Source organism: Neobacillus cucumis (assembly GCF_016908975.1).
Classification (GTDB): Bacteria; Bacillota; Bacilli; order Bacillales; family Cytobacillaceae; genus Neobacillus; species Neobacillus cucumis.
Genome location: NZ_JAFBEX010000013.1, coordinates 62,621 through 87,399 on the forward strand (window position 1 = coordinate 62,621; position 24,779 = coordinate 87,399).

The 24,779-nt window shown below is 36.4% G+C and carries 20 protein-coding genes, 2 pseudogenes and 1 other annotated feature; of the genes and pseudogenes, 15 read left to right on the top strand and 7 right to left on the bottom strand.

Annotated elements, in window-relative coordinates:
- Positions 1-387 precede the first annotated feature (387 nt).
- Both JOC76_RS17975 and JOC76_RS17980 read left to right on the top strand, forming a co-directional pair.
- A complete protein-coding gene (locus tag JOC76_RS17975) occupies positions 388-717 on the top strand; it encodes a hypothetical protein (RefSeq protein ID WP_205179820.1) in 330 nt (109 codons plus the stop codon).
- A 261-nt stretch (positions 718-978) separates the two neighbouring features.
- A complete protein-coding gene (locus tag JOC76_RS17980) occupies positions 979-1,446 on the top strand; it encodes a DUF8821 family protein (protein WP_205179822.1) in 468 nt (155 codons plus the stop codon).
- Positions 1,447-1,502: 56 nt separating this feature from the next.
- Here the strand turns inward: JOC76_RS17980 and JOC76_RS17985 are convergent, their stop codons facing one another.
- Entirely contained in the window at positions 1,503-2,207 is a 705-nt protein-coding gene (locus JOC76_RS17985; protein WP_205179827.1) for a response regulator, read from the bottom strand.
- Positions 2,173-3,798 carry an ATP-binding protein gene (locus tag JOC76_RS17990; protein WP_205179828.1) on the bottom strand — a complete coding sequence of 542 codons (1,626 nt, stop codon included), beginning with the start codon at positions 3,796-3,798 and terminating at the stop codon, positions 2,173-2,175. Before JOC76_RS17990 ends, JOC76_RS17985 begins: the two co-directional genes overlap by 35 nt.
- A 248-nt stretch (positions 3,799-4,046) precedes the next feature.
- On the opposite strand from JOC76_RS17990, the gene JOC76_RS17995 reads away from it, so the two are divergent.
- The 7 genes and pseudogenes from JOC76_RS17995 to ltrA all read left to right on the top strand — a co-directional run bounded on the left by JOC76_RS17995 (position 4,047) and on the right by ltrA (position 12,668).
- A complete protein-coding gene (locus tag JOC76_RS17995) occupies positions 4,047-4,907 on the top strand; it encodes an ABC transporter ATP-binding protein (RefSeq protein WP_205179829.1) in 861 nt (286 codons plus the stop codon).
- Positions 4,870-5,727: an ABC transporter permease gene (locus JOC76_RS18000; protein ID WP_205179831.1), complete on the top strand. Its 858-nt coding sequence runs from the start codon at positions 4,870-4,872 to the stop codon at positions 5,725-5,727. Before JOC76_RS17995 ends, JOC76_RS18000 begins: the two co-directional genes overlap by 38 nt.
- Before the next feature lie 21 nt (positions 5,728-5,748).
- Positions 5,749-6,807: an ABC transporter substrate-binding protein gene (locus JOC76_RS18005; protein WP_205179840.1), complete on the top strand. Its 1,059-nt coding sequence runs from the start codon at positions 5,749-5,751 to the stop codon at positions 6,805-6,807.
- A 716-nt stretch (positions 6,808-7,523) separates the two neighbouring features.
- Positions 7,524-8,073, top strand: a pseudogene (locus tag JOC76_RS18010) (recombinase family protein).
- Between the two features lie 365 nt (positions 8,074-8,438).
- Positions 8,439-9,713 carry an IS110 family RNA-guided transposase gene (locus JOC76_RS18015; protein ID WP_205179842.1) on the top strand — a complete coding sequence of 425 codons (1,275 nt, stop codon included), beginning with the start codon at positions 8,439-8,441 and terminating at the stop codon, positions 9,711-9,713.
- 424 nt (positions 9,714-10,137) lie between these two features.
- Complete coding sequence (locus tag JOC76_RS18020; RefSeq protein ID WP_205179844.1) at positions 10,138-10,758, top strand: class I SAM-dependent methyltransferase; 621 nt, start codon at positions 10,138-10,140, stop codon at positions 10,756-10,758.
- 581 nt (positions 10,759-11,339) lie between these two features.
- Positions 11,340-12,668, top strand: coding sequence for a group II intron reverse transcriptase/maturase (ltrA, locus tag JOC76_RS18025; RefSeq protein WP_205179846.1), 1,329 nt, complete (start codon positions 11,340-11,342; stop codon positions 12,666-12,668).
- A gap of 2,441 nt (positions 12,669-15,109) precedes the next feature.
- On the opposite strand, the gene JOC76_RS30895 is transcribed toward ltrA, so the two are convergent.
- The 3 genes from JOC76_RS30895 to JOC76_RS18035 form a co-directional block, all read right to left on the bottom strand.
- The gene (locus JOC76_RS30895) at positions 15,110-15,274 is read right to left on the bottom strand and encodes a YetF domain-containing protein (RefSeq protein ID WP_372441972.1); all 165 of its coding nucleotides are present in this window, start codon (positions 15,272-15,274) and stop codon (positions 15,110-15,112) included.
- Between the two features lie 123 nt (positions 15,275-15,397).
- A complete protein-coding gene (locus tag JOC76_RS18030; protein WP_205179848.1) occupies positions 15,398-15,673 on the bottom strand; it encodes a hypothetical protein in 276 nt (91 codons plus the stop codon).
- 448 nt (positions 15,674-16,121) lie between these two features.
- Positions 16,122-16,712, bottom strand: a complete 591-nt coding sequence (locus JOC76_RS18035) for a molybdopterin-dependent oxidoreductase (protein ID WP_205179851.1) — start codon at positions 16,710-16,712, stop codon at positions 16,122-16,124.
- 458 nt (positions 16,713-17,170) lie between these two features.
- Here JOC76_RS18035 and JOC76_RS18040 point away from each other — a divergent pair, with 458 nt between their 5' ends.
- The 3 genes from JOC76_RS18040 (at position 17,171) to JOC76_RS18050 (ending at position 21,278) form a co-directional block, all read left to right on the top strand.
- Positions 17,171-17,614 carry a hypothetical protein gene (locus JOC76_RS18040; protein ID WP_205179853.1) on the top strand — a complete coding sequence of 148 codons (444 nt, stop codon included), beginning with the start codon at positions 17,171-17,173 and terminating at the stop codon, positions 17,612-17,614.
- A 189-nt stretch (positions 17,615-17,803) separates the two neighbouring features.
- A complete protein-coding gene (locus JOC76_RS18045; RefSeq protein ID WP_205179855.1) occupies positions 17,804-18,763 on the top strand; it encodes a DUF3231 family protein in 960 nt (319 codons plus the stop codon).
- Positions 18,764-19,419: 656 nt separating this feature from the next.
- Positions 19,420-19,660: a binding site (T-box leader), on the top strand.
- Between the two features lie 52 nt (positions 19,661-19,712).
- Positions 19,713-21,278: a 2-isopropylmalate synthase gene (locus JOC76_RS18050; RefSeq protein ID WP_205179856.1), complete on the top strand. Its 1,566-nt coding sequence runs from the start codon at positions 19,713-19,715 to the stop codon at positions 21,276-21,278.
- A gap of 256 nt (positions 21,279-21,534) precedes the next feature.
- Here JOC76_RS18050 and JOC76_RS18055 read toward each other — a convergent pair whose 3' ends face one another.
- Both JOC76_RS18055 and JOC76_RS18060 read right to left on the bottom strand, forming a co-directional pair.
- Positions 21,535-21,789, bottom strand: coding sequence for a hypothetical protein (locus JOC76_RS18055; protein WP_205179857.1), 255 nt, complete (start codon positions 21,787-21,789; stop codon positions 21,535-21,537).
- Positions 21,790-21,821: 32 nt separating this feature from the next.
- A pseudogene (locus tag JOC76_RS18060) lies at positions 21,822-22,347 on the bottom strand (recombinase family protein).
- 275 nt (positions 22,348-22,622) lie between these two features.
- On the opposite strand from JOC76_RS18060, the gene JOC76_RS18065 reads away from it, so the two are divergent.
- The 3 genes from JOC76_RS18065 to JOC76_RS18075 all read left to right on the top strand — a co-directional run bounded on the left by JOC76_RS18065 (position 22,623) and on the right by JOC76_RS18075 (position 24,771).
- Entirely contained in the window at positions 22,623-23,180 is a 558-nt protein-coding gene (locus tag JOC76_RS18065) for a hypothetical protein (protein ID WP_205179858.1), read from the top strand.
- 370 nt (positions 23,181-23,550) lie between these two features.
- Positions 23,551-24,045, top strand: coding sequence for a YehS family protein (locus JOC76_RS18070; RefSeq protein ID WP_205179859.1), 495 nt, complete (start codon positions 23,551-23,553; stop codon positions 24,043-24,045).
- An 18-nt stretch (positions 24,046-24,063) separates the two neighbouring features.
- Positions 24,064-24,771: a M48 family metallopeptidase gene (locus JOC76_RS18075; protein ID WP_205179860.1), complete on the top strand. Its 708-nt coding sequence runs from the start codon at positions 24,064-24,066 to the stop codon at positions 24,769-24,771.
- Positions 24,772-24,779: the final 8 nt, after the last annotated feature.

The following is a 24,779-nucleotide window of genomic DNA, read 5'->3' on the forward strand; positions in this document are numbered from 1 at the left end:
CTGTTGAAAAGACTAAATTTATATGAATTCTAATATGATATTATTTTATCTGTTAGGAGGTAGCAAAATGGAAACATGACAATAAACATATTTTTAAAATTTTTGGTTTTTTTCCCTAGCATTTTCCCCATCAAAACAATTATGTTATGAAAACCTTAAAGAATAAATACAACTTTTAAATTATGCCATCGCTTTTGAACAAGCTCCTTATTGAATCTTCACATTTTTATGCTTTCACACCCACTTCTTCCATGTTATTTCAAAAAAATTGTTTAATAAAAAAATAGAACTGAAAGGATAGATAAACCATGTAACTTATGATCAGTATAAGTTTCCTAAGTCTATTATTTTTTGGTAAGTAAATTTATATCTGGAGGAGAATAATTAATGGGCCACGATATATCAGGATACAATAAAGCAGGAAAAGAAATTGCTTATGCTCGTTTTAGCATGGGGAATTATAATGCGACGATACTGTATCATTTACTTGGAGCAAATAATTACTATGCAGGAGTTAGTGGATCGGGCGACAGTTCTACCTTCTCGATACAACAAATTGAAAAGGCTTTGAATGGCTATAATCAATTGTATAAAAATGGTGATTCGCTGTCAGAAAGTGATATCTTAACTTGGGATAAAAAACAAATCCTGAATTTTATACAAAATTGTTTATTAACAGCCAAAATAGAAGGGAGTGTAAGAGTGTATTTTGGCTAAGGTTTTAAGACTGTTTGATAAATTCCTCAATTCCTCTGCGTATCCATATATAACTCTCTAGTAGCAATTGCCTTCATACGTAACCATTTGCATTCCATTTCCAGACAATCTTATGAATTTCCCCGAAGGAGCCTATACTAGTCGATAGAAGAATAAAACTAAGACCATTATGTTAATAATGAAAATTGACTAGACACTGATAGGTGTCGGATAATTATCATTAGATTTTCAATAGAAATAAAGAGATTGAGAGGGATGGAAATGTCTTATATCGTTGATTTTAAAAATGTGTCCACGGTTGGTTTAGAGTCTTCACCTGTAGTAGAAACGCTTGCTGGTTTACGTGCGAATGAAGCCCGCTACTTTATGAACAAATACAAGCATGAATTTACAGTTGTACCGGTTAGCGAAAGCCAGGAAACACTTGTTTATGTGAACCGAATTTTGAAAGAAGAACGTGATATTGAGTTTGCAGCCAAACCATTAGAAACGTCACGTTTTCAGGTGGAAAATATCAAAATGGCTTACGTCTTTTATGAGGATGGTCTTGAGGTCAACGTCATGTATACGGTTGATGGCCCTAAGCCGAAGCGAGCTGTTGGTTTTAAGCTTTCTGAAGGGATGGAGGTACCAAAGGAGTTAGAAGGCAAGTTTAAGTTTGCTAGGCAGAAGTCAAAACTAGCTGGAACCATTCGGGGCTCGTTTTTTGTCATTAAAGGAGAGTATTAAACCATTGCTCCAGAACATATTAAAAAGGCTTAGAAATTTTCTAAGCCCTACCTTTATCAATTGGAAGATGCAAGAGGTGTAATCCGATACAACCGAAGTGGTCGCCCAACGGTTCCATATTGTTGTTCTTCTTTCACTTCTTGTTCTTCGACCATATAGGATAAATATGTTCTGGTTGTTGATAGACTAACGCCAGCTAGTTTTGCAATTTGATCGGCACTTAAAGAATCAGGTGAGTGAATCAAGCAATTCCTTATTTTTTCTAAAGTACGTAAATCAATCCCTTTTTGATTGAGTGGGGAGGACGAAGATTCAGAAACTCGCAGCTTTTTTAAATCATTCACTGTGCTTTGATCAAGCTGGGTGAAACTAGAAAGACGTGATTTAAAATTTAAATATTTAATCAAGGAGGTTTGTAGTTGGGTTAGGTCAAAAGGCTTGATCAAATAATCAATGATCCCAAATCGGAATCCATCTTCCACGATTTCAAGTTCCTTGGCAGCCGTTATTAAGATCACATCACAGCGTTTATTTTGTAACCGAATCGTTCGAAGAAGCTCAATACCAGAACCATCAGGTAGATAGACATCCAATAAAACTAAATCCGGCTCCAATTTTTCCACCATCTTTAATGCTTCATCATAGCTATAAGCAGACCCGACCAATTGATAACCTTTTTGCTTAGAAATAAATTTCCCATGTAGCTTTGCGATCATGAAATCATCATCAACCACTAGAACTCGCAATTCTTGATGAGTCATTTTTATCCCCCCTAACAGGTAATCTAACTTGTAATGTTGCTCCCTCCGATGAAGAATTCATTACCATCTTTCCGTTTAACCGTGAAACCAATCGTGTCACTAATGCTAGACCGAATCCACGACCTTCCCCTTTGGTGGTACCTCCATCGTCAAAAATATGATCACCTAGTTCTGGATCAACGCCTGGTCCATTGTCGCTGACTTGTAAAGAGAGCAGGTCAAGATTTTCCTTTATATGTACAGAAATTACCGCATCTCTATCATTCTTTGTTTTTGTTATCGCTTCCATTGAGTTTTCTATAGCATTGCCAAGGATTGTTAAGACTGTTTCTCGATGTGGACATATTTCCGATACACTTGAGTCATCAGTGATAGCTAGCTGAATCCCCAGCTCTTTTGCCCGATGCATTTTCCCGATAAGCACCCCCACAATAGCAGGATCACGTACTTTTGCGAGAAAAAAGTTAAGAACATTCTGCTGCTCGACATGGACTTCTTCAATGAGATCCTTCACCAGATCATATTCCTTCATTTGAATAAGGCCTGAAATGAGGTGTAGTTTATTCATAAATTCATGACGCTGGCTCCTTAGTGTATCCACGTATTGACCAATATCAACCAATCGCTGGTCCAGCTGATCTAAATGCAATTTATCACGAAAGCTGGCTACAGCTCCAATTACTTTTCCATCAATTTTGACAGGAATTCGGTTTACTACGACTAAGGAATTTCCAATAATCATGGGTTGGTCATAGTGAGAAGCACCCTCCTTAATTACTTCAGTCAGCCGTGAATTCGGTAGAACCGATGTAATCGCTTTCCCTTTTAAATCTCCTGTTTCCTTCTCTAATAAGCTTTTAGCTTCTCGATTGAAGGTCATTATTTTACCGTTCGTGTCAATTGCTACAATTCCCTCGCGAATCGATTCTAAAATGGCCGCTTGCTGTTGGCTCAGAAAGGCAATCTCATGAGGCTCAAGATTAAGAATTTGTTTTTTTATATGGCCTGAAAGGATGAAGGCTCCGATAAGCCCTGCGATTAAGGCAATGATGCCTGTTCCGATTATTTTCAAAATGAGAGAAGTAATCTTTTTCCATATATTCTGCATTAAAAAACCTACTGAAACAACCCCTATTTGATGATTCTGTTCGTCAAAAACAGGATATTTGCCTCGGATGGAAAGACCGAGAGTGCCAGTAGCACGTGTAATACTCCCATGCCCTAGCAAAACTTGTTTGTCATCATCTCCAACCATATGCTTGCCAATTAGAGATGTGTCCGGATGGCTGTAACGAATTAAGTTCATATTGGATACCACAACAAATTGTGCACCCGATTTTTCTTGAATATCTTCAGCAATTGGTTGAATGATGGAAGAGGGATTAGGCTCTTTAAAGGCTTGAATCACTTCAGGAAGCCCCGCTACCGTTTTAGCAACAGTTAAAGCATTTTGTCCCGCTTCATCATACTCCCGGTGAACCATTATAAATGAAAGAGAGACGGTAACAAGTAACAGGACAAATAGGAGATTTAAAAGAATAAGACCGTTGATTTTGGTTCGTAACTTCACTTGTCTTTTTTTTTTCTTCAAGTTGCTTCACATCCTTGCCATTTAAAATAGTAGGCATTTAATTTTCTGAAAAATAGAAACTATACTTAATTTTAAAATAAAAACTAAATAGCAGTCTATATTAAAATATCGTTTTTTTGCGTTGGGGAAATCGTTTAAATTGTGTTTATTGTTTTTATTAAAGTTATTGGGGAAATATTTTCTTAATGTTTGGAATTTTCTATAATCAATTTGCAAGCGCTATCAAAATATAGAAATGGGGGAATCAAGTGAGTGTATTTGAGAAACAGGTGTATCGAGCTATGACACCATTAACTCCAGCTATGATGGAATTAAAGGGAGTAACAAAAGAGTTTGTCAAGCCATCCGGAGAAGTTCATACCGTTCTAAGAAATATAAATTTGAAAATCCCAAAAGGGGAATTTGTTTCCATTGTAGGACCGACAGGTTGTGGAAAATCTACCACATTAAGCTTGATTGCGGGGTTTGAATCACCTTCGGCAGGTGAGGTCCTTATTTCTGGTGAAAAATTAGAAGGCATTAACCAAAGGGCTGCATGTGTCTTCCAAACGGAAAATGCCTTTCCGTGGAAAACTGTCATTGACAATGTCTCTCTCGGGCTGCGATTACGTGGAATGAACAAGGCGGATGCCTATGAAGAGGCAAAGAAATGGATAGCCCGCGTCGGACTTAAAGGATTTGAGGGGCATTATCCTTCTCAGCTTTCAGGGGGAATGAGAAAGAGGGTTGCCTTAGCGCAATGCCTGATTGTCCAACCAGAGATTCTTCTTATGGACGAGTCGTTTTCGGCCCTTGATGTACACACAAGACATTTAATGGAAGATGAACTACTGAGGATTTGGGAAGAAACGTCCGCTTCCGTCTTTTTTATTACTCATGATCTAGAAGAGGCTATTGCGTTAAGTGACCGTGTCATTGTTCTTACAGCGGGTCCGGGTGCAACAGTCAAAGGAGATTACAGGATTGATTTGCCAAGACCACGAAATGTAGCAGAAATAAGCTTTGACCCTGCGTTTATGAGAATCCATAAGCAAATTTGGGAAGATCTGAAAGATGAGGTGATGATCAGTTATGAAAGCGCAAACAAACTCCATTCCCAATCAAGTTAATGTTGAGGTTGTCTCACGAAAAGCAGAGATAAGAAAGAAGGCCATAAAGCTTCGAATTCGCAATCTAAGTTTGCAATGGTCAGTATTTATTATTCTCATGGGAACCTGGCAAATTTTATCTAGCAATAAAATCATTGATCCATTCTTTTTTTCCAGTCCATTCGATATTGTGAAGCATATTTGGACATGGGCTGTTGATGGAACAACTGCTGGTCCGCTTTATGTTCAGTTTTTGGCTACCTTTGAAGAGACCATTCTTTCTTTTATATTGGGGGGAATCGCAGGTATTATTTTCGGCTATGCCTTAGGGGTAAACGAACTGCTGTCCGTTATTTTAGGACCTTATATTAAGATGATCAATGCCATTCCACGTGTCGTACTCGTGCCGATTTTTATTTTATGGTTTGGACTTGGGATGTCATCAAAGGTCGCTTCAGGACTTGTCCTAACATTTTTCATCGTGTTCTTTAATGCTTTTCAAGGGGTCAGGGAAGTGGACCGGAATCTTGTAAACAATGCCCGGTTGTTAGGTGCAAGTAAGCGTCAGTTAGCAAAGCATGTCATTATTCCATCCGCTCTTACCTGGATTCTATCAAGCTTACATTCTAGCTTTGGTTTTGCTCTAATTGGGGCTGTTGTAGGGGAATTCATCGGCGCGACAGAGGGGTTAGGATACTTAATTGCACAAGCTCAGGGTGCGTTCGATACGACAGGGGTTTTTGCAGGGATGGTCATTTTATCTATAACCGCCCTCATAGCTGATTGGGGTGTATCGAAATTAGAAAAACGGTTTATCGCTTGGCGGAACATCCGTCAATAAAAAAAATAAGGGGGATTTTGAATGAATAAGACGATGAAAAGATTAAGTGTAGGAGTTTCAGGTATGGCAGTAGCAGCTATGCTGTTAACAGGCTGTTCCTCGAACACGTCTACATCTGCGCCAAGCAAGGACAAGGCTAAAAGCAGTGTGTCTACAACAACTCCTAAGGTATCGATTATGGTTGGAGGGTTGGAAAAAATTATTTATCTGCCTTTTATGCTGGCTGAAAAGCTCGATCTTTACAAGGAGGAAGGACTCAACGTCACTCTTATTTCGGAAAGTGCAGGACAAAATGCGGAAACTGCACTTTTAGCAGGTCAGGTTGATGGCGCAGGTGGATTCTACGATCATACTCTGGATTTACAATCAAAAGGTAAAAAGGTTGAAGCGGTTGTTACCATGGCTGATGTTCCAGGGGAACAACTGATGGTTGCGACTAGATTAAAAGACAAAATAAAAACACTGGCGGATTTAAAAGGACTGACCATTGGGGTAACAGGACTTGGCTCCTCTACCAATATGCTTGCCAGCTATAATGTAGTAAAAGGTGGAAATAAAGAGAGCGATTATAAGCCACTCCCTGTAGGAGCCGGTCAAACGTTAATTGCTGCGATGCAAAATAAACGTATTGATGCCGCTGTAACGAGTGAACCGACTGCTACGCTTCTTAAAAATAAAAATTTGGCATACACGTTTGTTGACATGAACTCTAAAGAAGGAACGAAGGAAGCTTTGGGCGGAGGATATGCTGCTACAAGCCTATATATGAACAACGATTATGTAAAGGCACATCCTGATGTGGTTCAAAAATTAGCTAATGCTTATGTAAAAACATTGAAATGGATGAGCTCTCATACACCAGAAGAAATTGCTGATAAAATGCCTGAGGAATATTATGCAGGTGACAAAGCCGTATATGTACAAGCTCTAAAGGGGCAACTTCCAATGTTTACAACAGACGGAAAAATGCCGGATGGCACTCCTGAAAATGTGAAAAAAATACTTTCTGCGTTTAAACCAGTTCAAAATGTCGATCTTAGCCAAACTTACACAAACGAATTCGTTGATAAAGCAAAATAAAAAACGACCGGGACACTCTATTTGGTGTCCCGGTTTTCTTACTATAGTAAGAAAGTATAAATAATTTAACAAAGCCGATAATATAGTGTTTTCTCAAAGTAAAACAATATTTTAACAAATACGATTCCTTATTTCTGATTGAACTATCTATTATCATAATCAAAGAAATAAAAGGGGCAAAAAATATGAAAAAATATATGAAAGTACTGATTCCAGTTTTACTACTGGGTGCTTTGGCGGCTAGCTGGGAAACTTAGCGGCGTGTAAACAAGCGGGAAAGTTCATTGCTAGCAAACTTAAAAAAGGGGATAAAGTAGCGATTATTCATGGAGCTTTAGGAGATTCCACCCACGACGACCGTACAAATAGAGCTTATTTATAAGAGTGCACTTTTCCTTCTTTTTAGTCTATAAAGGTGACAAAAATCATTTACAAGGGTTAATAAATTTACATTGACCTTTATAAATTTTTAGTTGTTTCAAAAGGTACACCTTTCGGGATGGTTACATGCTCCCTATAAAATCAACGTTCATGTAGTCTTAAAAGGTTATAAAAACATTTTTGGGATATCCTGAAATTATGATTTATCTTTTGGGATAGATTGATATATTGTTAAGACAACTAATAATAAATATTTCATAGAAAGGGAGATTTGGTCATATGAACTATTCGGTTATATCCGTGTATCATCAAAAGAACAAAACGAGGCGAGGCAAATGGAGACCATGAGGAAGGAATTGAAGAACGGGATATATTCACTGATAGGCCAGTGGTAAAAACTTTGAACGTCCTCAGTATCAATTATTAAAACAAATGGTGCGTGAAGGGGATACGGTTGTATTTGATTCCATTACTCGGATGGGACGGAATATGGATCACACAATGAAGGAATATAAATGGTTTGTAAAAAATGGAGTGCAGCTGCGTTTCATAAAGGAGCCTATGATTAACACCAGCAATGAACATGACGATGTTATGAAGCGAGCAATACAAACAATCATTTTGACTCTTCTTACTGCATTCGCCGAAAAAGAACGTGAGGAAATCAAGACAAGGCAGGCTGAGGGGATTGCGGTAGCAAAAGCTAAAGGGAAACATCTTGGCAGACCAAAAACTGAAATTACTCAAGAGTTTGAACAAGCATACAAACAATGGAAAGAAAATGAGATAACAGCAGTTGAGACTATGAAGAAGGTTAACGTGCCTAGGAGTACATTTTACCGGATAGTAAAGGAATACGAAGAAACACAGAGTCCTCAACATTGATGTGTGAGGGCTATTTTATTTGAACATTCACTGTCTTTAGTTGTTTTTCCTTAATTTAATTCAAACCTTTTGAAGTTAAGCACCTAGTTGAAAATTGAGATGGAATGGAAAGGGGCACTCTTGCTTAAGCAACTTTTGAAGGCTTAAGCCTGCTTTATAGCCTTCAGGGTTATTTGTTCAAATATTAAGAATCAAAATGAAAAGGGGTTTTTTAATAAAGAAATTGTGAATATTTTCACTTAAAGTAACTGGCAGGTTAGCATTCCTGTAGATCGTTATTTTTCAACTTTGAAAAAAATAGGGTCCCTCAGTAAGATATGAGTATAGACACCACTCTAACTCACAACTTTAGGAGGAACCCTACTATGAAGTTTAAAATGCAAACCAAACAAAATCAACTGATAGAAAGAATTTCCGTTAAACATCTTGTTGTTGGGGTGGATATAGCCCAACAATTTCATGTTGCCAGAGCTGTAAATTTCCGTGGAATTATAGTCGGAGAACCACTTACATTCAATAATAATGAAGAAGGATTTTCAAGTTTTCTAAAATGGATTAAAAATCTTCAAAGATTAAACAACTTAGATGAAGTTATTGTTGGGATGGAACCAACAGGACACTACTGGATCAATCTTTCTAAATGGCTTTCTAATCAAGATATTGAAGTAGTAACCGTAAATCCACATTTAGTAAAAAAGAATAAAGAAAATCGTGATAATACTCAATCAAAATGTGATAAAAAAGAGGCATTAGTTATCGCTGATATGGTAAAGAACGGTTATTATTCTGAAGTTAGGTACACATCGGAAACATTCGAAAAACTTAGGGTTCTTATGTCTAACCGTGATGTAGTTGTTAAACGCCTCGTCAGTTCTATTAATCAATTGAATCGTTGGGTAGATATTGTTTTCCCAGAACTACGACAGGTATTCAAAGATATTAAAGGTAAAGGGGCAATCGCAACCCTTCGATTATTCCCAACCCCAATGGAATTAGAAACAATGCAGCCTCATGATGTCATCACAGGTTGGAAATCAATAATGAAGAGGCAACCTGGGTTAAAAAAGGCTCTATTACTCCTTCAATTAGCTAAGAAATCTGTCGGTACTAGACAAGCTCTTGATGCTTATAAATTTCATTTAGAACAGTTATTAGAGGAATATGATTTAGCTGTAACACAACTCGAAAGAGTTGAACAACAAGTTACCGAAGCATTAAACAAAATTCTTTTCGCTAAGAAACTGCTTACCATCAAAGGAATTAGTGAAATATCTTTGGCTGGCATATTAGGTGAGGCAGGAGATTTAAGTGGTTTCGCCCACGGTAATTCTCTACTAAGGCATGCAGGATTGCATCTAGCTGAGGCAAGTTCAGGAAAGTGGAAAGGCCAAATTGTCATTTCTAAACGAGGAAGATCAAGACTGCGACGGTTCCTTTACTTAGCAACGATGAGTCTTGTGATGAATAACCCAGAATTTCAAGCATTACATTCTCATAATGTTAAGGTAAAAAAGATGAAGAAAATGAAATCGATTATGAAGTTAATTGGCAAGTTGGCAAGGATTTTTGTAGGTATATCTAAACGAAATGAATCCTATTGTCCTGATAAGTTCAAAGCATTTTCACCGTTGGTAGCCTAATAAATTGCAGAATTGAAGAGTATTCGTCCCTTGAAATAAATAGCACAATATATTGACCGAATGTTGGCTTATTCGTAGAATTTCAAATATGTACGGAGTACCAGATTTATTGCACATAAGGGCACTGACCCGTTGAGACATGGGAGGGAAAGCCTCCAGGGGCGGCGTGGAGCATGTACATTATATGGTAAATTGTGGGGTTACACTATACTCCTCTATTTAACTATGCCTTCACGGAGCCTTATTAATCTGAACTCATATCATTTTATTGTTAACCCTATATGAAGGGGTATGAAATTCTGCGAATAAGCGAGCATTCGAGAGAAAACCGTATTTAACTGAGGGAGTTCAATTAGAGGAATTCAAATAATTAGTAAAGAAATAGTAATTAAACGCAATTAGAAACCTTCAGGAGAGGAAAGTAATGAATAATTCTTGGAATAGAGTAATATATAGAATCTGGTCTCCAATATATGATAGAATTTTTAATTCAGGTGTTTTCTTAAAAGCTCGAAGACAAATATTTCAGCAGATACCTTTTAATAGTGGTCAAAAAGTTTTATTTGTTGGCGTAGGAACAGGTGCTGATTTGGAGTTAATTAATCCATCGGATTTGATTATAACAGCAATTGACTTTTCACCTGATATGCTAAATCGGGCTAGGGAAAAATTCAAGAATTCCTCTATTAAGTTCATAGAAATGGATGCTCAAAATATGGAGTTTAAAAATGAAACATTTGATTATGTGGTTGCCAGTCTTATTCTTTCCGTTGTACCTGATGCAGATAAGTGTTTAACAGAAATGACAAGGATTCTAAAAAAAGAAGGAAAAATAATTATTTTTGACAAATTCGTATCTAAAGAACATAAATTATCTTTACCAAAAAAACTTCTTAGACCACTTATTAAGGTATTAGGAACAGATATTGGATTAGATTTTGAAGAGCTGTACTGTAGAAATAATAAAAATTTAACGATAAATGAAGATAAAAATGTAATGATGAATGGAATGTACAGAAAAATAATAATTAGTAAACGTAGTTGATTAGAAGATATATCAATTTATAGTCTTCATCAATAGTTTGTGAGTTATTGCACCTAAATAACGGGTGCTTGTGCGGCCGAGCATAGGTCGTATCATATAGCGGGTGGGATTCCCGTCGAGTAAGAACTAGCCATTCGCTCGTAGCGAGTCTTGGAGGGCTAAAGGTAACTTTAGTCTTTAAGCGTAGACAGTGAGGTGGCGGGCCGAAAGCCAAATGGCTGAAGGGATTGAGCTCCATAATGTTAGTAAATTGAGAGGGCTGATGCCTTAAGCACAGCAGAAAGCTACATTTTATCTTTCGTTAAGGCAAGAAGGGTAGAACCTCTCTGGAGTCAGAGACCTTGGCACGTTATACATTGATATGATACGGCAACTCGGGAGACCCTACCGGTCTTTTCTATTTTTTTTAGAAGAGTATGGTGTACAAGCGATAATAAGCAAGGAAACCAAATGCCGTGTAGGGAGTCGGATAGCAGCGTAGTACCAATGAAGTTGGGTAATGCCGATGGAGGAAAGGCTAGCTACCAGTTATCACCCTTACTAGGGGACACATTTACTACACTCAGAGGTAGGGATAATAAATGGAAACAAAACTACTAAGGATAGTAGAATTAGCAAAATCTGATCCTAAAATGAAATTTACATCTCTTACACATTTATTAAATGAGCAATCACTAGTTCAATGCCACCAGGAGCTACCTAGCAAAAAGGCAACTGGGGTTAATGGTACAACTAAAGAGCAATACTGTAAAAATCTAAAAGAAAACATCGAGGATTTAGTAAATAGGCTTAAAAGTAAAAGTTATCGTCCTGTTCCAGTAAGGAGAATGTATATTCCAAAGCTCAATTCAAACAAGAAAAGACCATTGGGAATTCCGGAACATGAGGATAAGATTGTTCAAAGAGGCATTACGAAAATACTAAATAGCATCTATGAAAATGATTTTCTAGATTGTTCATTTGGATTCCGTCCAAATCGCAACTGCCACGATGCTTTGAAAATACTGAATCACTATATTGAAAAGAGATCAGTAAATTATGTAGTAGATGTAGACATTCGCGGGTTCTTTGACAACGTTGACCACACATGGATGATGGAGTTCTTAAAACTGCGAATCGCTGACCCTAACTTACTAAGAATCATTGGTAGGTTTCTTAAAGGTGGATACATGGAGGAAGGTAAGAAATACAAGACAGACAATGGCACACCGCAAGGTGGAGTAATATCTCCGATATTAGCCAATATTTATCTCCATTATGTCCTCGACCTGTGGTTTGAGAAAAGGGTTAGGAAACAGTGCAAGGGACAAGCATACATAGTGAGATATGCAGATGATTTTGTTTGTTGTTTTCAATATAAAAGTGAAGCCGAGCTATTCTTCCATTCATTAAAGTTGAGATTAAAGAAATTTAATCTAGAAATAGCTGAGGATAAAACCAAAATCATTCCCTTCGGGCGGTTTGCGGAGCAAAATGCAAATCAGCAGGGAAGAAGTAAACCAGCAACTTTTGATTTCCTTGGATTTACACACTATTGCGGTAAAAGTAAACAAGGGAAATTCCGAGTTAAACGGAAAACAAGCAGGAAGAAAGTCCAAGCTAAACTAAAAGAAACTAAAGAATGGCTGAAAATTAACAGAAATAAAGACATTCATATGATTATGGATAGATTTAAACGCTCACTGATTGGTTACTACAACTATTATTGCATCACAGATAACACCCAAAGTGTAAACAAATTTAGAGACAAAATCGGGTACTTACTGTTTAAATGGCTCAATCGAAGAAGTCAAAGAAAATCATTTACTTGGGATAAATTCAGACTCTTTCTTAATAAATATCCATTACCTTACGCAAGAGTTAAGGTTAATATATACAATCTAAGAAAAGAAATTAGCTACATTTTGTAAATGATAACTAGGAGGAGCCGTGTGCGTTGGAGCAGCCGTCAAGGCTGAAAATCTAATGGAGTGAAAGTCTCCTGTTGTCAATTGACCGATTCAGACAACTAGCATATCCGATGCGTGAGGAGGTAACAAATCACGTTCTGCTCGGACGTAAAAGCCATAGCTGCCTATATTACTCAGAGAATATAAGGTAGGAACAGTCAGTGTGGCAAGCAAACCTAGAGGCCAGAAGGATTTAACGAATACTGCAGTCTCGAAATGGCTCCCCCTTCAGAAACTGTTGAAGGGATTGTTGCGATTCGCCGACCCATTGACGCATTGGGGAAGGCCGAAGCTCTATAGGAAGAAACGGTTATATGCACTATAGAGGATGCCGGGATATGGGCTCTAGCATCTAGGGAAAGATTTTCAGAGATAACGACGGGAAGGTCCTACTTCCAGCTGGGACGACAACAACCAGCAAAGACCCGTTATATAAGGTACCACCGAAATTGACAGGAGGATTTAGGACTGACGGATGAGGTCGTAGTAGCTAAGAGGAAAAGGTAATGCTTTTCTAAATATGTAGAAAACATATTTCAACTAAGGTAACACCAAAGTTGAGCAAAGGACCTCTGGGCACTTGGATGCCAGGTTATTGGGATAAAAGGACACAGAGCCTTAATAATAATAATAATAATTTCCAATATGGCTAATTATGTAGTAAACCTTATTATTAATTGGGGAACATGGGTGTCGCCATTTAATCCTAGAATAATAAGGGAAGGCTCATATATGATATATCCAAGGTCAGAACCGGACTCGGGAAATCCGACCGTCCGGGATCGCAGGGGGGCTTCAGGAAACGTGGCTTTAACTAGTGCGCGCACCTGAATTCTATCCAGACAATAGCGCAAGCACGGTTCTGTGAGGGGGGAGGAGTACAATTTACCGCAAGGTAGAAAGGCTCCCTTCTACTCGACTTGTTTAATATCCCAAATTATAAATAAGCTGAAGATATGCAAGTTTTTATTCACCTTTTGCATATTTTTAGCTTATTTATAATCAAAATATTTTCTGACAATATTAAATAAATTGCCACAATTCCCTATTTTAGGGATTAATAAAATAATATGGTAACTATTTGGCTTGATCACAAAGTTGCTGCTCTAATCGGGATGCCCCTTGGGCTGGCGACCCAATTTATTACTATTTATTTACTAACAATCTGAAATTTTTGAAAATTTATAATTTTTTGTATTTACAAAATTCGATCACTCGTGTATGATAAGGACAAGTAAAACATACACATCAAATAAGAAGGTGAATCCAGTGAAATAGCGAAAGGCGAATGTACAAGTCGTACAGGGAATATAACTAAAATCTATACAAAAAAGGGTGAGTCCAGTGCGATATTGAAAGGCGAAGTGTACAGAAATGTACATGGGACGAGTTTAATCTAGCTAAGGAAAAGGTGATTCCAATGAAGTAGGTAAGGCGTAAGCAGACCATTGATACGTTAGGTATCCAAGAGTCATAATACTGCTTAAGGAGGCGCTTTTTCTACTAATCTTTCGCTGTTCCGAGAATACTTAATAAAATAAATGAAAGGGTTTGTTATAATTGGATGAAGAAATAATGTAAGCGACCTTGTCGTTCCAGTACGGATTGACGAGGTCGCTTACTGTTGTTTTATATGCTTTTTTCGATCCCAATGACATAAAGGTGCTTCGGAACTTTAATTGAGAAGTTAGGTTAAAAGAACTTAACTTTATGTTATTATAGTATTCAACGTATTCAAGGGTATGGAAAAATGGACTTGGGTAATAGGAGAAAGAAACAACCTTGAAGTTTAGTGTGGAAGTGTACTTCTTCCATACTAAACTTCAAGGACAGTAAGCGACAGCGCGGTAGGTGTAATAGATAGGCTCGTTGCCTGATAGAAAACTGCAACAGCAGGATCAATCAATTATACCCACAGGGGGATAAAGTCAAGCTCTTAATACGTTTATCTATGACTACATGTAATCAACGATAAAAAGTGCTTTCTTTCAACTTTTTGAGCCGTTACTATAGATAACTGCACGTTAGCGCAATAACTAAAAATCATTTTTTGAAGTTATTTTAAATTTATTTATCTTCCACAAACGGGTGCGTTTCAATAAAATGGGTACTTGAATAGGAGGAAAATTTTTTTAAGTCGATTCCAAAAATTTTTCTATTTTAATCATTTTATAATCAGTGATATCAATATTCTTTTTAGCAATATTAGCAATATTGGGAGAGATAAATAAAACGATTTTTTAAAGTATGGAAAATTCCATACTTTTTTATGTCGCCCTTTTCATCAAATGCTTCCTATTATTAACTAACCCCCGTTCAAAAAGGAAGCCACCAATTTGGCAGCTAAAACTTCACCTCTAGGAGCCCTTCAGTCTGTAATAAAGGAACAAAAAGTGTATCAATCAAAGTCTGTACAAAAAGTCCGTCTCCTTCAAGCCATTCTGCAAAAAAACATCTTTATAATCTGTAATATTTTGAGTGTGTAATTCAGATTTTAACCACGTTTCGTTAGATCCCAAATCATTAATTTCATCCCATAAAACCTCACCATCTCTTATTAAAGTCACTTGAACTGAAACTGTCTTTGAAACTACTAAGAGGATTCCAGACGATAGGAAATAAGCGCCCAATGGTCCTTGACCTTAGAATAAGGGGAAATTTAGACATATAAAAGCACTTAAGGAAGCCTATTATTCATTTATATCTAATCCAGATAAATTTAAAGAAAGATCATCTAATACTAAAAATACACAACCGAAAACGGTTCTGTAATCGATAAAATCCCCTTTAACTTCAACATTAATCTCAATCATATTCCTTTTATTATGTATGTATTTTTCTTCAAATTGATTAAAATTAATACTTGTAACAGATACACTAATTTCCTCTAAAGATTTTTTTAGCTCTCTTTCAAATATTGAATTATTATAGTTTTCGCTAAAGAAAATACGAATAGTAAATTTCATTTTTCAAATCCTCCGTCTACTTATGATTTGCCAAATCTTCCTTACTCAACCTTTTTTCGAAAACTTGTGTATCTTTTATCCCATTTAATTTATTCAAATAGACTGTATCAATAGCAAATAAAAAAAGCGATCCTCTAGGTATCGCATATTTTACATTATTGCACCCGTTTGTGAACAAAATGAATTGTTTTCTTTCAAATTCTGTCCACTGTTGACTTTGAATTTCTATTAGCCTGTACCAACATGTAAAAGCGATCCAAATGAGAAAAATACTACGGTTTTTCTCTGTTTTCGTTTTTGTCGTTCTTCCATTCGGAATAGCTGGAATTCATTCTCCTTTCATTAACTTGCCACGTTACAAAAAATGGCCTTTCTTTTTTATTGGAAGCAAAGTATCAAAAGTTTAAGTACTTCCCACCCTCCTTTTTGCTTCCTAGACGAATCTGTGTTAACGGTACCGCTCTTCTTTAAATGGATTTGCTGTCATCGAATAGCCAAGCTCTTCCCAAAAACCAGCCTCGTCTACTTTCATAAACTCAATCCCTGAAACCCACTTTGAACCTTTCCATAGATAAAATACTTCTGGTGGAATAAACCTTAGTGGATAACCATGTTTTGGATCAATATTTTGCCAATCATGATTTTTATCCTTCCAACGGTATACAAACAAAGAATCGTCCCCTAATAAAGGCTCTAGCGGCAGGTTTGCAGAATAACCAAATCTGTCCCCATTGTAGTAACCGTAAATTTTAATGTATTTTACACCTTCATTAATTTCAACAAATTTCAATAGCTCTCTAAGTGCAATTCCTTCAAAAGTTGTATCAAATTTAGACCAGGTGGTAACACAATGCATGTTAACGCTTGATATGGTCTTTGGAAGCTCCATGATTTCCTTATAGGATAAGGACTTTTCTTCCTTCACCTCACCAAAAAGTCTTAATTTCCATGTGGTTTCATTAAACTCGGGAACTTCCCCTGTGTGCAGTATTGGCCATTTTTCTGTTTCGAATTGGCCAGGTGGAAGCTGCTTTTTCATCTTACACCATCCCTTTTTCATCTTAAACGTTAAATTAAATCACAGTGCTTTGTATAGTATCCATCAAAATAATGAAAGCATACTGTAGTCAAATCCGTTATTTGAGATTTACCTAAAGTTAGGAACCAGTATATTCATATTCTAATGTATAAGGCCTTCACATAATGGATGTGTTATATCATAAGTTTTCTATGCTTTTTATAGGACCATGTTGATAGAAGCACGTCTTTTTATTGGATATCTCTGTTTATTAATATTTAGAAATGAAATGCCATCACACTTTTCATCACATTTTTTACGTTAAGCAGGACATTCTAAGGTTACTTTGGTGTAATGTTAAATTTTATTTCCACAATAAAAAACTAATTAAGTTTTTAATGAATAATGATTAATGCGATTGCCTTTTTTATAATTGACATAATCACACTATACGAAACTTGGTAAGGAGCTTGAATTAGGTGGCTAAATCAAAAGAAGTATTACTATGGAGTATTGCTCTTCCTGGCTTTGGTCAATTTTTAAATGGCAAACTAATAAAAGGTATTGTTTTTGTATTCTTAGAATTCCTTATAAATGTAAATGCAAATTTTAATGTTGTTATAATTTCTAGTTTTCATGGAGAAATCGAAAAAGCCATTGCTCAAACTGATTACTTATGGCTAATGTTTTACCCTTGTTTATACTTTTTTGCTATGTGGGATGCTTATAAAGATGCTGGTGGAGGAAATAGAAAATATTCTTATTTACCATTCGTTTTTTGTGCTTTCTTTGTAACAGTGGGGTGTATATATTCATCAACATTCAAGATATTCGGATTTTTATTTGGCCCAATATGGTTACCAATTTTGTGCGTGATACCAGGAATTTGGATAGGTCTTTTACTAATGAAAAAAAGCTATTGAGGAACCTAAGAGCCAGTGTGAATTTAATTAGTATTCTTTTAACAAAAACTCTAATTAAATTATATAAATTGCAATAATTAATAAAGTTTGAGATTGTGACTAAATGTATTAATTAGAAATATCCCCTGAATAATTACCAATATTTTTGTCATTCTATAAGAGAAAATAAATAATGAAGGAGCCTTTTGTATGAACGTAAATGAGTTCGGCTTTCTTTGGTATCTTCAATCAAGTTCGAATATGGTTAATATTATTTTAAAAAATCTTATTGACACTGCTGAGGATAAAGATTTGAGAAGTGTTCTAGATGAAATCAATTCATTATCTACATTTCAAGAAAAAGAGGCTACAAAGATATTAAATGACAGCGGTTATACTGAAACGCCATTTTTCAGTGAAGTGGATTTATATAACTCCTCAGTAAAGCTTTTTACCGATCAATTAATCATTGAAATTCTTAAGCATATTACCGGAAATGGGATGCGGGTCCTCGCTTCGCAATATTCAGAACTAGCGGATATGAATGTAAAGAAATTCTTTAGTGAAGTCCTCACTAAGCTTATTCAAATTGATGGATCTCTTTTAGGTTTATTAAAAGAAAAGAACTTGTTACAAAACAGTCCATTTTTATACATGAAAGCACATGAAAGAGAGAGTAACCTGTTTAAGGTTGTATCTACACAATTGAGACCACTCAATGCGGTTGAATTGGGACATATGTACAGTGCACTTCAATGCAATAATGTTGGTGTTGCTCTATGCGCTGCTTTTGCTGATGTTGTAAAAGATGAAGAGTCAAAGCAATTATTTAATGAAGGCAAGAAATTAGCATTTCATCAAGCTGCTACTTTATCGGATATTTACAGGGAAAACGGAGTTAGTACTACAACTGGACTAGAGAGCTTCGTTCATAGGGTCCATGAATCTCCATTTTCAGATAAGTTAATGACGAACCTAATAATGTTTTTAAATCCTATTGGAATAATAAATTTACAAAACGCTGCTGTATCTAGTTATAAGAAGAATCATATCAAAATACTAAGTGAATTAATAGAACAGGTCCAAAGTTTTTCAGAAAAAGGGTTTAAACTATTGGTTAAAAAAGGTTGGTTTAATGAACCACCATTAACTAGTAGGTCAAATAAATAATTATAAACTGAATCCAATAGTGTAAATAATAAAGAAGGATGAAAGCATCAGTTTTTTTTAGATAAAATTGAGGATATATTGTCGTACTTATTATACGGTTTTCCATTGAAATCTTCCTTTCTAGGCTTGAAAATCGGAGGCAGGTGCAAAAATCAGAATTAGGATTAATCTACCATGAGTGCTTCCCGTAAGGGAGCGACAGTTTGTGATGCACCGTGGTCGTTGGAGTCAGACTAACGGATGGGCTCAATGGCACCATAGTGTATCGACCTTCCTCTCCCAGCCTTAGAACAAGTATGGACGGATTCAATACATTTTCATTCTTTGTGGTGAAGAGCTGTTTTTAGCGATTCATGGATGGCTAACGGGGGCTTAAGTAATCACACTTCTCCTTTACAACATAATGTTCATGATTAATTCTATATGTTGCATACAATTCCCTGCAAAAAATATGTAAATTAAGATAGAATGAATGGATAAAGGGAGCGCTAGAGCATTTGTTTAAACATTACCCAGGCTTAAGCCTGCTTTATAGCCTTCAAGGCTATTTTAACTTTTTAATTTGAGAGTGCAATATTAAATTCAGAATAATATTTATTTTTAAAAAATTCGGTTGGCAAATCGAGTTGATAGGTTTAAAATGATATATAATTAAATAATAAGCAATGATTGGAAATAGTAGAAGGATGTATAAGTTATTCAGAGAGCCGATGGTTGGTGGGAATCGGTAGTTATTGCCTTTGAACTCATCCAAGAGCTACGTCCTGAACATTAAGTAGGGGTTGTCGGTTTTCTACCGTTATGTGGATAGGTGGTGTTAGCTGCCGAAAATGAGTGGATTAATTATGTGATGATTAATCAATTAGAGTGGTACCGCGAGCATGCCTCGTCTCTATTTTTTTATAGAGACGGGGCTTTTTTATATATTAAAAAAAGGAGTGTTTCTGAAATGGCTAGAAAAATTTGGATGTTTGATACAACTTTAAGAGATGGCGAGCAAGTTCCAGGGGCTAAGTTGAATCTGTATGAAAAACTAGAAGTTGCACAGCAATTAAAGAAGCTGCAAGTTGATATAATCGAAGCTGGTTTTCCATCGTCTTCAGTTGGTGATTTTAATGCTGTGAAAGAAATAGCCATGAAAGTAGGAAATACAGACGATATTATCATCACTGCGTTAGCAAGAGCAGTAGAGGCTGATATCGATGCAGTTTTTAATAGTATAAAATATGCTAAGAAGCCGTTAATCCATATAGTTTTAGGCTCTTCAGACATTCATGTGGATAAGAAATTTGGGAAATCGAAAAGTCAAATTTTAGATATCGGTGTTGATGCAGTAAAGTATGCAAAAAGATTTCTACCAGATGTACAGTATTCATTAGAGGATGCGACTCGCTCTGAATTTGAATATTTATGGGCAACGATTGAAGCTGTTGTAAAGGCAGGGGCTACCATTATTAATGTGCCCGATACAGTCGGATATGCCGAGCCGGATGAGTATGGTGAATTAATTTTTAAAATAAATGATCGCTTGAAAAATTTGAATGATAAAGTGCTTTTAAGTGTCCATTGTCATAATGATCTAGGTATGGCAACTGCTAATACGTTAGCTGCAATTAAAAATGGTGCGGATAAAGTTGAATGTACTATTAATGGCATTGGTGAGCGTGCAGGTAATGCTGCGCTTGAAGAGGTTGTAATGGCAATTAAAACGCGCTCATCAGTCTATAATGCTTTCACAAATATTAATACAAAAGAAATCATAAAAACGTCTAGGTTGGTAAGTAGTCTAATGGGTCTTGATGTTCAAGTTAATAAAGCCATTACAGGAGATAATGCCTTTGCTCATTCTTCAGGTATACACCAAGACGGTTTATTAAAAGCAAGAGATGTTTACGAAATTATGAGTCCGACTGAAGTTGGTTTAGAGGATATGGAACTTGTTTTAACCGCTCGTTCTGGTCGTCATGCGGTGAAAAATGCGCTTGAAAAATTAGGTTTTAATGAGATGACCAACAAACAATTTGAGGAGATATTTGAAGCTTTCCTTGAATTGGCAGATGTGAAAAAAGAAATATATAATCATGATTTGTATGTCATTGTTGAAAACTATTATGCAAAAAATGATATTAATAGTAATTTTAAGCACTATAGTGATAATTTTTATGAACTAATGGACTTGCAAGTGATTAGTAATACGAGTTTCCCGTCTGCAATTGTGAAGATTAAAAAGGGTGGCCAAATATTAAAAAGCAGTGCAGTTGGTTCTGGACCGATTGATGCTTTGTATTCAGCTATTACAGAAATTTGTGATTTAGATATTAAATTGAATGAATACAAAATTAGCAGTGTATCAAGAGGTAAGGAAGCATTTGGGAAAGTTAGGATTCAAGTGGAATATCGAGGGGAAAAATATGTTGCCAAAGCAACAGATACCGATATTTTGAAAGCAAGTGCAATTGCTTTTATCAGTGCTTTAAACAGTATTGTGGTTGATTCTTTACTTTCTGTTAAATAGGTAATACCTCTCTTCTATTATGTTATTTCACTATAGACCATTAGAATTGAACAAAAATGGACTGTTTAAAACAGTCCATTTTCTTGCTCTTTAATCATTAAAGGGGCAGTATTCCTCCATAGTGCCGGCTAAACGTAAGAAAAATTGGCTTTCGGTACTGGAAAAACACTTTTTGCAATACTAATCACCATACCCGACTCCTGGGAGCTGCTGCATTCCCGTTTGTGGAAATTACTTTGCGCAGTAAGCATTTGTTTTACTTGCGATTCTCCCAATGCTCTTCAATCTCAAAATCCTCTTCAATCATTCTTTTCAACTGTGTTTCATCCACATATTTAGGACCTTTAATTAAAACATTTAAAGCTTCTCGATAAGTATAGGCTGTGTTAAAGGATGGACAATCAGAAAGCTTTTCGTATTCATTGCTCTTCCATTCCTTTTTTAGGTCCTCATATGCAATATCAAACCAAACAACCCTTAAACTGTTTATTGCGTAATCGTCAACTGCCATTATTTTGCCCCCTTCGCTTTTGCATATAGGGTTTAACGTGGCACACCTGTTTGTTTAGAAATGTCATTGACACTTAATCCATTTTGTTCCCTATCTGCAAACAGCTTTAATGCCCTTTTGATTTCCTTTGTGTCCTGTCCTTTTCTTCCTAAGTGTTTCCCTTGTGCTTTCGCCCGTTCTCGCCCTTCTTAGGTCCGTTCATTGATGAAATCGCGCTCGAATTCAGCAATAGCTCCCAACATGGTAAACATGAGCTTTCCAGCCGGAGTTGAAAGTCAATCTGTTTCTTAATGAATACAACACCGATGTTCTTCTCTTGTAATTCATGAACAATATTATGTAAGTCTCTTGTTGATCTGGCCAAACGGTCAATCTTATATACCACTAATTTGTCTCCTGCTCTTAAATACTCCATGGTTTTGTTCAGTTCGGGCCTACCAGTGTTCTTACCACTTTTCTTTTCGTGAAAAATCTTAGTGCATCCAACTTTTCTAATTGTTCATCTTGTAAGGAATAATCCTGATCCAAGCTACTTACCCTTGCATATCCCAAGTTCACTCATTTTTGACCATTCCCATCTAAAAGATATATAACTTCCTGTACGACTGTTATAGACTAACTTTTAGATGGAAAACAAGGAAGAAAAAAAGAAAAAAACTTATATTTTCGTAGTGTACAAAACTTACACCTATTAGGCACTGTTAAACAGTTATTATTCATTAACTAATCTGGAAAGAATATTACCGAATTGTTCATATTTCTTTAACTAAATTGTAAACACTACGGGATAAAATACGAGGAATTGGAGAAGGAAGTGGTCGAAATCTTTTTTGATGACGTTATCTATAATAAAAACCTCCCTGGGTTCCCGTAAAAGACCTGATCTTTGTATAGGGGAAACCGGTCTTTGGATCGACGCGAAACTTTCAAACGTTGCCTATTTTTCTGAGAAGGAACAAATCGAGAATTATACAAACCGGGATGACTGTAAGGAGTTATGGCTTCTTTGCCTCGATGCTATCGACAACGGAAGAGAATTCCCCATCGGCAATAAGAAAGTGAAGATTCTTTTTATCAAGAGCTACTATGAAGACTTACTGGAGATCGGAGGAGAGGATCGGATCGAACGTGCGGAATCGTTGAGAAAAGGGTCGATGAAATTCGAAAAACGACCACTAGCACCAAAAAGGCAAAAAATAAAACAGAAAATGCAATCATATAAGAGCAACTTATTTAAGCAAACATTTTTAATCACAGAATTAATCGGGACGAAAAAACAAACGGCTTACACTTTTTTCTATAATATTCTTCCCAACAAACCAATGGTTAGCGCACAGAAGTATATCTATACAAATCATTTCCTTGCGCCGAACGATTCACCTCACGTTTAATTTATAACCAAAATACTTTCCATTTTAAGGAGTATATAAGGTTTACCTTCTAGACACTTTACAATTGTTTGGAATTCCATACTTTTTAGCCCCTCGATGGTCTACAGCCACTCAGGAATGAAGGAAAAAAGCGCCATCTTTTTGAGAGCGTCTTATGCTTGTCGGGGCTGACCAAGGCGCTTGCGCTTTTCTAACTAGCATGCAATGGACTTTTTTTAGACCATAATGTAATCTAGAGTAATTGAATATGTTGAACAAAGCTACATCCTTTATAAAGTTCTACGATCAGCAATCCGGTCACTTCAAGGCAGTTGTTAAGATTGAATGCTGTTTGAGAATACATTAATTTTTTTAGTTAGGAGGTCCATCAATGGACAATAACGATATATTAATTCGTTTGAGATATGCGCTAGAAATAAAAAATAAAGAAATGGCTGAGATTTTTAAACTTGGCGGGGTTGAAGTAACCGTACCAGAAGTGATTCAAATCCTCACAAAATCAGATGACGAGTATGAAGATAATGATCAGATAAAATGTAATAACAGTATGTTTGATTCCTTTTTAAATGGTTTTATTATTTCTAAAAGGGGAAAACAGGAGCCAAAACCAGGACAGTCAAACACACCAGAACCGATTTCACCGAAGAGCGCAAACGTGAATAATCTCCTGTTAAAGAAAGTCAAAATAGCCTTAGCCCTAACGACTGAGGATATGCTGGATATCTTTGATTTGGCCGGCATCAGAGTGTCAAAAGGAGAACTGAGTGCCTTATTAAGAAAAGAAGGACATAAGAACTATAAAGAATGTGGAGACAAATTCGCTAGGAATTTCTTAAAAGGGCTAGCCATTAAGTACAGGGGATAACGCAATTTAGGTGATGAGATGATACATACCTATTTAGGTAAAACGATACTTTTTGAAATAAAATATAAAAACCGGACCTCCATCGGAATGACGATTGATAGCTATGGACATGTAGAAGTTCAGGCGCCGAAAGGGACACCTAATGAAAGAGTGCTGAAAGTATTAGAGGAAAATTGGGATCGTATCCAGCAAAAATTGGAGGAAATGAAAGACAGGCTAAATGGACCGCAGCAAAAAGTCTATGAACATGGCGAGAACTTTCTTTATTTAGGAAACACCTATCCTATCGAAATCGTTCAAAATCAAAATATTGATCAAGACTATGTCGTGTTTGAGGAAGAAAGGTTACGAATTCATGTGAAGCAGCTGGAGGATGAGAAGATAAAACAGGCTCTAAAACGCTTTTATTATCAACAGTGTAAGGCATTAGTGGAGGGTAGGATCAAATATTATCAAAGCCACTTTAAAACAAAACCGCGTTCGATACGAATTACCGATAGTAAAACGACCTGGGGAACCTGTGATTCAAGACTACAGCTAACCTTTAATTGGAGGCTGGCAATGGCACCACTTGAGGTAGTCGATTATGTCGTTGTGCATGAAATGTGCCATATGGTCCATCTGAATCACGACCGCTCCTTCTGGCGCCTTGTTGGAAAGATTATGCCTGATTATAAGGAAAAGGAAAAATGGCTGGCAGTATCAAATTGGAAAATGACTGTTTAGTCGAAAAC

Bases quoted from the DNA above. Each gene is read 5' to 3' on its own strand.
- JOC76_RS17975 (WP_205179820.1), top strand. From the start codon at position 388: ATGGGCCACGATATATCAGGATACAATAAAGCAGGAAAAGAAATTGCT.
- JOC76_RS17980 (WP_205179822.1), top strand. From the start codon at position 979: ATGTCTTATATCGTTGATTTTAAAAATGTGTCCACGGTTGGTTTAGAG.
- JOC76_RS17985 (WP_205179827.1), bottom strand. From the start codon at position 2,207: ATGACTCATCAAGAATTGCGAGTTCTAGTGGTTGATGATGATTTCATG.
- JOC76_RS18000 (WP_205179831.1), top strand. From the start codon at position 4,870: ATGAAAGCGCAAACAAACTCCATTCCCAATCAAGTTAATGTTGAGGTT.
- JOC76_RS18005 (WP_205179840.1), top strand. From the start codon at position 5,749: ATGAATAAGACGATGAAAAGATTAAGTGTAGGAGTTTCAGGTATGGCA.
- JOC76_RS18015 (WP_205179842.1), top strand. From the start codon at position 8,439: ATGAAGTTTAAAATGCAAACCAAACAAAATCAACTGATAGAAAGAATT.
- JOC76_RS18020 (WP_205179844.1), top strand. From the start codon at position 10,138: ATGAATAATTCTTGGAATAGAGTAATATATAGAATCTGGTCTCCAATA.
- ltrA (WP_205179846.1), top strand. From the start codon at position 11,340: ATGGAAACAAAACTACTAAGGATAGTAGAATTAGCAAAATCTGATCCT.
- JOC76_RS18030 (WP_205179848.1), bottom strand. From the start codon at position 15,673: ATGAAATTTACTATTCGTATTTTCTTTAGCGAAAACTATAATAATTCA.
- JOC76_RS18035 (WP_205179851.1), bottom strand. From the start codon at position 16,712: ATGAAAAAGCAGCTTCCACCTGGCCAATTCGAAACAGAAAAATGGCCA.
- JOC76_RS18045 (WP_205179855.1), top strand. From the start codon at position 17,804: ATGAACGTAAATGAGTTCGGCTTTCTTTGGTATCTTCAATCAAGTTCG.
- JOC76_RS18050 (WP_205179856.1), top strand. From the start codon at position 19,713: ATGGCTAGAAAAATTTGGATGTTTGATACAACTTTAAGAGATGGCGAG.
- JOC76_RS18055 (WP_205179857.1), bottom strand. From the start codon at position 21,789: ATGGCAGTTGACGATTACGCAATAAACAGTTTAAGGGTTGTTTGGTTT.
- JOC76_RS18065 (WP_205179858.1), top strand. From the start codon at position 22,623: ATGACGTTATCTATAATAAAAACCTCCCTGGGTTCCCGTAAAAGACCT.
- JOC76_RS18070 (WP_205179859.1), top strand. From the start codon at position 23,551: ATGGACAATAACGATATATTAATTCGTTTGAGATATGCGCTAGAAATA.
- JOC76_RS18075 (WP_205179860.1), top strand. From the start codon at position 24,064: ATGATACATACCTATTTAGGTAAAACGATACTTTTTGAAATAAAATAT.